This window comes from Gemella sp. 20925_1_85 (assembly GCF_041433735.1).
In the GTDB taxonomy this organism is placed as follows: domain Bacteria; phylum Bacillota; class Bacilli; order Staphylococcales; family Gemellaceae; genus Gemella.
The window spans coordinates 18351-27420 of sequence record NZ_JAPWCC010000024.1 but is presented as its reverse complement, the minus strand read 5'-3'; the positions used below and the strand labels follow the sequence as shown (position 1 = coordinate 27420).

Below are 9070 nucleotides of genomic sequence, written 5' to 3'. Positions count from 1 at the left end.
TATGCAAGTATTCTTTAAATTTTCTTTAATTATTTAGCTAAAGCTGCTTTAGCTTGTTCACAAATGCTTGTGAATGCTGCTGCGTCGTGGATAGCGATTTCTGATAACATTTTTCTGTTAATATCGATTCCAGCAACTTTAAGTCCGTTCATTAGACGGCTGTAAGATAATCCATTTAATCTTGCAGCTGCATTAATACGAACGATCCATAATCTTCTGAAGTTACGTTTTGTTTGACGACGGTCTCTGAAAGCATACATTCCTGATTTCATTACTTGTTGCTTAGCAACTTTGAATAATGTATGTTTTGAACCAAAATATCCTTTAGCTAGTTTTAAAACTTTTTTACGGCGACGACGAGTCACAGTTCCACCTTTAACACGTGGCATATCTAATTCCTCCTTATGTATAACTTAAATAAGTATTTACGCTATAATTAATCTTCTTTAATATTATTTAACTAATAAAGTTCTAATACGTTTGTAATCACCACGAGATACTAATGAAGCTTTACGTAAGTGACGTTTTTGTTTAGTAGTTTTTCTTGAAAACCAGTGAGAAGTATAAGCACGGCTACGTTTTAATTTACCGCTAGCTGTTTTTTTCACACGTTTTGCTAAACCACGGTGAGATTTCATTTTTGGCATTATCAAATTCCTCCTATATTAAACCTTTATTTCTCTTTTTTTGGTGCTAGAACTAAGAACATACTGCGACCTTCCATTTTAGGTTTTTGTTCGACAGTAGCTATATCGCTAGCTTCGTTAGAAAAGTTTTCTAAAACTTTCTGTCCAATTTCTTTGTGGGTGATTGCTCTCCCTTTAAAACGAATAGAAACTTTAACTTTGTCTTCTTTTGCTAAGAATTTACGTGCATTTTTCAACTTAGTTTCGAAATCGTGTTTTTCAATTGTTGGAGATAATCTTATCTCTTTTGTTGTTACGATTTTTTGTTTCTTACGTGCTTCTTTTTCTTTCTTTTGTTGTTCAAATTTGAACTTACCGTAGTTCATAATTTTAGCAACTGGTGTTTTAGCATTTGGAGCTACTAGAACAACATCTAAGTTCATACGCTCTGCAATTTGCATCGCTTCTGCCTTAGTTTTAACTCCTAATTGTTCTCCATTTTGACTAATTAAAAGAAACTCTTTCGCTTTAATACCTTCATTTACTTGTGCAGTATCTTTACTAATGATCAGCACCTCCTATTTATAAATTTCATTAAATACTAAAAGCATTAAAAAAAACTGAGTGCAAAACACCCAGCATAAAATTCTACATTTCATCTACATAAACCTGAACAATCAATATTGGCAGGTGAGAAACGGGTGCTTCTACTTTTGTATTCAACATTATCTATTTTACATACTTTTTATAGATTTGTCAATAGGAATATAAGATTTTTTTATATTCCTATTAACTTTTCTATGTTCTAAATTAAATAGATCCTAATTCTTCATGTAATTCTTCTTCAATTGGTCTACTTAATTCGTTATCCATTTCTAATTCAAGTTCATTTTCAACTTTGATATCTACGTCATTGTATCTTGGCATTCCTGTTCCTGCTGGAATTAGCTTACCAATAATAACGTTCTCTTTAAGTCCCATAAGTCTATCAACTTTTCCTTTAACTGCTGCGTCTGTAAGAACACGAGTAGTTTCTTGGAATGAAGCTGCAGATAAGAAACTTTCAGTCTCTAATGAAGCTTTAGTGATACCTAGAATTACAGGCTTAGCTGTAGCCATGTTTCCACGTACCGCAAGGATTTTTTTGTTTTCATCTGTGAATTTGTGAATATCAACTAATGAACCTGGAAGTAAGTCAGTGTCTCCAGCATTGATTACACGTACTTTTCTTAACATTTGACGTACCATAACCTCAACGTGTTTATCACTGATTTCTACCCCTTGCATACGGTAAACTTTTTGTACCTCAGTTAATAAGTAACTTTGTACCGCTTCTAAACCAGCAATTGATAGTAATTCTTTTGGTTCAATAGAACCTTCAGTTAAAGCTTGACCACGTTTAACTTTGTCGTCTTCTTTAACTAACATACGGCTTGCACCATAGTCTTGGTATTCTCTTTCTTCACCGATTTCACTTAATACGTAGATTCTACGTACGTGATTATTATCGATTTCAACTTTTGTAACTGTTCCATCTACTTCTGAGATTAATGCCTTACCTTTTGGATTACGCGCTTCAAATAACTCTTGAATACGAGGTAAACCTTGAGTGATATCGGCACCGGCAACCCCACCTGTGTGGAACGTACGCATTGTAAGCTGTGTACCAGGTTCTCCGATAGATTGAGCGGCAATTGTACCAACTGCTTCCCCAACTTCTACTTTTTCACCTGTAGCTAAGTTTTTACCATAACATTTCTCACAAACTCCATGACGAGAGTTACATGTAAATGCTGATCTGATAACAACACTTTCGATTCCAGCTGCTTCAATTTCTTTAGCTGTATCTAGAGTGATTAATTGACCATCTTCAACGATAACTTTTCCTGTCTCTGGGTGAACAACAGTTTCTTTACTGTATCTACCTTCAAGACGTTCTTGTAAGCTTTCGATTTCATCTGTTCCATTTTTAAGTGCAGCAACTCTTAATCCACGAGATGTACCACAGTCGTTTTCACGAACGATAACATCTTGTGCAACGTCTACAAGACGACGAGTTAAGTAACCTGAGTCGGCTGTCTTAAGCGCTGTATCGGCAAGACCTTTACGCGCACCGTGAGAAGAGATGAAGAACTCTAATACTGTTAATCCTTCTTTAAATGATGAACGTACAGGCATTTCCATGATACGTCCTGATGGAGATGCCATCAGACCACGCATTCCGGCTAACTGAGTGAAGTTAGACGCGTTACCACGGGCTCCAGAGTCACTCATCATGTAGATTGGGTTAGTAGCTGGAAGAGAGTCCATTAGTTGATCTTGAATGATATCTTTTGCTTTTGCCCATTGAGCAATAACGTTTTGATATCTTTCTTCTTCAGTTAACAGACCACGTCTGTATAATGTTGTGATTTTATCAACATTAGCTTGTGAGTCTGCTAAGATTTCATATTTATTAGGTAAGACGAATACGTCACTTACCCCTACTGTAATACCAGCTCTTGAAGAGTATTTGAATCCTAAATCTTTCATTCTGTCTAACATCATAGATGTTTCAGTAATGTGGAATCTGTTAAAGATTTCAGAAATGATTTTTGATAAGAAACCTTTTTTGAATGGTGTTACAGCTTCTTGTTCAGCAATATATGCTTTTAATCCACCTTCTGCAAGATCAGATGGTGATACGAAATATTTATCAGGAGTTGCTGATTCTAAATTATCTTTTGTAGGTTCATTTAGATATGGGAATCCTTCTGGTAATATATCGTTAAAGATTACTTTACCAATTGTAGTAACAAGTAATTTTTTGTTTTGTTCTTCTGTGAACGTTGGGTTTTCAAATGATTTAGCCGCGATACCGACACGTGTGTGAAGGTGAATATATCCATTTTGGTATGCTATTCTTGCTTCATCGGCATCTTTGAAAATCATACCTTCCCCTACTGCTCCAGGTCTTTCAAGTGTTAGGTAGTAGTTACCTAATACCATATCCTGAGATGGTGTAACTACTGGTTTACCATCTTTAGGGTTAAGGATGTTTTGAGCAGCTAGCATTAGCATACGTGCTTCTGCTTGTGCTTCTTTTGATAAAGGAACGTGAACGGCCATTTGGTCACCATCGAAGTCGGCGTTAAACGCTGTTGTAACAAGAGGGTGAAGACGAATTGCACGTCCTTCTACTAAGATTGGTTCGAATGCTTGGATACCTAGTCTGTGAAGAGTCGGGGCACGGTTAAGTAATACTGGGTGCTCACGAATAATATCTTCTAAGATATCCCATACATGATCTTCCATTCTTTCGATTTGGTTTTTAGCATTTTTAATGTTATTAGCTAACTCACGTTTAACTAATTCACGCATTACAAATGGTTTGAATAATTCAAGTGCCATTTCTTTAGGTAATCCACATTGGTACATTTTTAAGTTTGGACCAACTACGATTACTGAACGTCCAGAGTAGTCAACACGTTTACCTAATAAGTTTTGACGGAAACGACCGTGTTTACCTTTTAACATATTAGATAATGATTTTAATGTTCTGTTACCAGGACCTGTTACAGGACGACCACGACGTCCGTTATCGATTAATGCATCTACAGCTTCTTGTAACATACGTTTTTCGTTTTGTACAATTAGCCCTGGAGCTTTAAGTTCGATAAGTTTTTTCAGACGATTGTTACGGTTAATTACACGTCTGTATAAATCGTTTAAGTCACTTGTTGCGAAACGTCCACCATCTAATTGAACCATAGGTCTTAATTCAGGTGGAATAACTGGTAATACAGTCATAATCATCCATTCTGGTTTGTTTCCAGAGTGTTTAAATGCTTCGAATACTTCAACACGTTTGATGATTTTTACAACTTTTTGACCAGATTTATAGTTGCTTTCACTTAATTCTTTAAGTTCATTTTTTAGGTCTTTAAGTTCTTTTTCGATATCTAATTCAGCTAATAGATCGCGAATTGCTTCAGCTCCCATTTTAGCTACGAAAGAGTTTGCTCCAAATGTGCTACGTGCTTCACGTACTTCACGCTCCGAAACAATTTGTTTCTTCATGAAGTCAGTTTCACCTGGATCAATAACAATGTAAGAAGCAAAGTAAATTACTTCTTCCAATTGTCTTGGGCTAAGGTCAAGTAGAAGACCCATTCTACTTGGAATACCTTTGAAATACCAAATGTGGCTGACTGGGGCAGCTAATTCTAAGTGCCCCATTCTTTCACGACGAACTTTTGCTAAAGTTACGTCAACTCCACATTTATCACATTTAATGTTTTTATATCTAACTCTTTTGTACTTTCCACAAGCACATTCCCAGTCTTTTGTTGGACCAAAAATTCTTTCACAGAATAGCCCATCGTTTTCTGGTTTTAAAGTTCTATAGTTAATTGTTTCAGGTTTTTTAACCTCTCCGTAAGACCAACTTCTGATTTTTTCTGGAGAAGCTAAACTAATTTTCATATATGCAAAATTATTTACGTCTATCAAGGAGCATACCTCCTTTATTTTTTTGTATAAATGCCTTGAATAGTTCTTTGTGATTAATTGTAAAATTTATATTATTCTTCATCAGTATCATCTTCAACGTCTTCATACTCATCTGTATCTGACATTAATAGATTAGCTAATGCTTGATATCCTGAAGTTTCTTCACTTGATTCTTCTTCAACTTCTTCTTCTGAATCAGATAGAATTAAGTTAGCTAAACTTTGATATCCATTTTCAGTATTTTCTTTTGAAGCTTTTTCTGTTTCATTTGCTTCTTCTTCATTGTGGTTGTGGTGGTGTGATTCGTGGAAATCAATTGTATCTCCTAAATCTATATCACCCATGTCTACTTCGTTATCTTCATTATCCATTACTCTGAAGTCCATACCAAGTGCTTGAAGTTCTTTCATAAGTACTCGGAATGATTCAGGAACTCCTGGACGTGGAATGTTTTCACCTTTAACGATAGCTTCGTATGTTTTAACACGACCATTAGTATCATCTGATTTGTACGTTAAGATTTCTTGAAGAGTATATGCAGCACCATAAGCTTCAAGTGCCCATACCTCCATCTCACCAAATCTTTGTCCACCAAATTGAGCTTTACCTCCAAGTGGTTGTTGTGTTACTAATGAGTATGGTCCAATTGAACGAGCGTGAAGTTTATCATCAACCATGTGTGCAAGTTTAATCATGTACATTACCCCTACAGATACACGGCTGTCGAATGGTTCACCTGTACGTCCATCATAAAGAACTGTCTTAGCATCTTTAGCCATTCCAGCTTCAGCAACTGTAGACCAAACATCTTCATCAGTAGCACCATCGAATACTGGTGTTGCTACGTGGATTCCTAGTTGTTTAGCAGCCATACCTAAGTGTAGCTCTAATACTTGTCCAATGTTCATACGAGATGGAACCCCTAGTGGATTTAACATTACGTCAACTGGTGTACCATCTGGTAGGTAAGGCATATCTTCTTCTGGTAAGATATTCGAGATAACCCCTTTGTTACCGTGACGACCGGCCATTTTATCCCCTACGCGGATTTTACGTTTTTGAACGATGAATACACGTACAAGTTCATTTACACCGTTAGGTAATTCAGCACCATCTTCACGTTTAAAGATTTTAACATCAGCAACTACTCCATCAGCACCGTGAGGTACACGTAATGAAGTATCACGTACTTCTTTAGATTTAGCTCCAAAGATAGCATATAATAATTTTTCTTCTGGAGTTTGTTCAGTTAATCCTTTCGGTGTAACTTTACCTACTAAGATATCTCCATCTTTAACTTCAGCCCCAATACGGATAATTCCACGAGCATCTAGGTTTCTAAGTGCATTTTCACCTACGTTTGGAATTTCACGAGTAATTTCTTCTGGCCCAAGTTTAGTATCACGAGCATCTGTTTCATATTCTTCTACGTGGATAGAAGTATAAACATCATCTTTTACAAGACGTTCGCTCATGATAACAGCATCCTCATAGTTATATCCATCCCAGTTTACGAATGCTACTACAAGGTTTTTACCTAAAGCTAATTCTCCTTTATCCATAGATGGTCCATCTGCAAGGATATCTTTAGGTTCTACTCTATCACCAACTTTAACGATTGGTTTTTGGTTGTAAGCTGTAGAGTGGTTAGAACGTACGAATTTGTGAATTACGTATGTATCTAAATCACCTTTAATTTCTTTACCTTCTAGAGTTTCAATACGACGTACTTTAATTTTCGCTCCATCAACATATTCAACGATACCAGGGTATTTAGCGATAACAGCCGCTCCTGAGTCACGTGCTGCAAGGTGCTCCATACCTGTACCAACGAATGGTGCTTCTGTAATCATTAGAGGTACTGCTTGACGCTGCATGTTCGCTCCCATTAGGGCACGGTTAGAGTCGTCATTCTCTAAGAACGGAATACATGCTGTGGCAGCAGAAACTACCTGTTTAGGTGATACGTCCATGAAGTTCATCATTTCACGAGGTTTAACTGTGTTATCCCCTCTGAAACGACATACTACTTCTTCATCTACGAAGTAACCTTTTTCATCAACATTAGCAGTTGATTGTGCTACAACGTATTTATCTTCTTGATCAGCTGTTAAATATTGTACGTTTTCAGTTACGTATGGACGACCTTCTCCATCAAATTCAACTTTTCTATATGGAGTCATAATGAATCCAAATTCATTTATACGTGCAAATGATGAAAGTGAGTTTATAAGACCGATGTTTGGCCCCTCTGGTGTTTCAATCGGACACATACGACCATAGTGTGAGTAGTGAACGTCACGAACTTCCATCCCTGCACGTTCCCTTGTTAAACCACCAGGTCCAAGTGCAGATAAACGACGTTTGTGAGTAAGCTCACTTAGTGGGTTTACTTGGTCCATGAATTGTGAAAGTTGAGAACTTCCAAAGAACTCTTTAATAATTGCTGTAACTGGTCTTACGTTAATTAGTTGTTGTGGAGTGATTTCATTTGTATCTTGAATACTCATACGTTCACGCACAACACGTTCCATACGAGAAATACCAACACGAATTTGGTTTTGTAGTAGTTCACCGATACAACGTAGACGACGGTTACCAAGGTGGTCAATATCATCTACACGTCCGATTAATTCAAATTCAAATCCATCGTTATTTCTACGAGTTCTGATTAATAATAGGTAGTAGTTAATACTTGCTACGATATCAGCAATTGTTAGTGTTAGAACATCTTTATTAGGTGCTCCATTACCAATTACATGTAATACTTGATCATCAGTTAATTCATCGATATCGAAGTCATTACCTACTTTAACTTGGTTTACAATTTTGAATAACTGTAATTTAAGACTGTCGCTTCCATCAAGACTTTCATTCATATCGAACTCTACTACGTTAGCTGTAGTTCCTAATTCTTCATAAATTCCATCAATGATTTCACGTGTTAACTTAGTACCTTTTTCTACTAAGATTTCTCCTGTTTCTGTATCAACGATTGGTTCAACTAGAATTTGGTTTTCTAGACGTTCACCAACGTGAAGTTTGTTATTTAATTTATAACGTCCTACTTTAGCAAGGTCATATCTTCTTGGATCGAAGAATCTACCGTGTAAAGTTGCTTTTGCAGTTTCTACGTTAGCTGGCTCTCCAGGACGTAATTTATCATAAATTACTTTTAACGCAGTTCCTGTGTCTAGGTTTTCATCTTTTTCTAATGTATTTAATAGTTCTGTATCTTCTCCGAATAATTTGATAATAGATTCGTCAGATTCAAAACCTAACGCTCTAATAAGCGTTGTTAAAGGAATTTTTCTAGTTCTGTCAATACGAGCATAAACTAATCCTTTAATATCTTTTTCAAATTCCAACCAAGCTCCTCTGTTAGGAATAACAGTTGTTTTATAGGCATTTGGAATATTTTTAACTTTAAGTTTGTCATCTTCTGTAAAATATACAGAAGGCGAACGTACTAATTGAGATACAATTACACGTTCTGCACCATTGATGATAAACGTTCCAGTTTCAGTCATCAACGGTAATTCACCCATAAATACTTCTTGTTCTTTAATTTCGTCACGTTCTTTATTAATTAAACGTACGCGCACTCTTAAAGGTGCTGAATATGTAGCGTCACGTTCTTTAGACTCATCAACATCATATTTAGGAGTTCCTAATTTATAGTCGATAAATTCTAAACTTAATTTATCATTATTACCTTCTATTGGTGATACATCTTTAAAAACATCTTTTAGACCAGTTTCTAAAAATTTATCATAAGATAAGGTTTGAATTTCAATTAAGTCCGGTAAATCAATTACCTCTGATATTCTAGCATAGCTACGTCTTTCTCTGTGCTTACCAAATTTAACTTTTTGCAACTGTGTCACCTCTCAGCTTTTCTCTTAAAAACTAAAAAGAAAATATATACATTTTCTCTTACTTACTTATATAAT

5 protein-coding genes are annotated in these 9070 nt (G+C 35.9%); all 5 read right to left on the bottom strand.

What is annotated here, in order from left to right; genetic code table 11:
• Positions 1-29: 29 nt before the first annotated feature.
• The 5 genes from rplT to rpoB all read right to left on the bottom strand — a co-directional run bounded on the left by rplT (position 30) and on the right by rpoB (position 8995).
• Entirely contained in the window at positions 30-389 is a 360-nt protein-coding gene (gene rplT / locus O3884_RS07415; protein WP_003144917.1) for a 50S ribosomal protein L20, read from the bottom strand.
• 63 nt (positions 390-452) lie between these two features.
• The gene (gene rpmI, locus O3884_RS07410) at positions 453-647 is read right to left on the bottom strand and encodes a 50S ribosomal protein L35 (protein ID WP_003145690.1); all 195 of its coding nucleotides are present in this window, start codon (positions 645-647) and stop codon (positions 453-455) included.
• A gap of 26 nt (positions 648-673) precedes the next feature.
• Entirely contained in the window at positions 674-1201 is a 528-nt protein-coding gene (gene infC / locus O3884_RS07405) for a translation initiation factor IF-3 (RefSeq protein ID WP_003145601.1), read from the bottom strand.
• Between the two features lie 235 nt (positions 1202-1436).
• Positions 1437-5117 carry a DNA-directed RNA polymerase subunit beta' gene (rpoC, locus tag O3884_RS07400; RefSeq protein ID WP_294682174.1) on the bottom strand — a complete coding sequence of 1227 codons (3681 nt, stop codon included), beginning with the start codon at positions 5115-5117 and terminating at the stop codon, positions 1437-1439.
• 71 nt (positions 5118-5188) lie between these two features.
• Positions 5189-8995, bottom strand: coding sequence for a DNA-directed RNA polymerase subunit beta (gene rpoB, locus O3884_RS07395; protein WP_371452668.1), 3807 nt, complete (start codon positions 8993-8995; stop codon positions 5189-5191).
• Positions 8996-9070 lie beyond the last annotated feature (75 nt).

Excerpts from the sequence above, each read along its gene's own strand:
- rplT (WP_003144917.1), bottom strand. The coding sequence starts at position 389 with ATGCCACGTGTTAAAGGTGGAACTGTGACTCGTCGTCGCCGTAAAAAA.
- rpmI (WP_003145690.1), bottom strand. The coding sequence starts at position 647 with ATGCCAAAAATGAAATCTCACCGTGGTTTAGCAAAACGTGTGAAAAAA.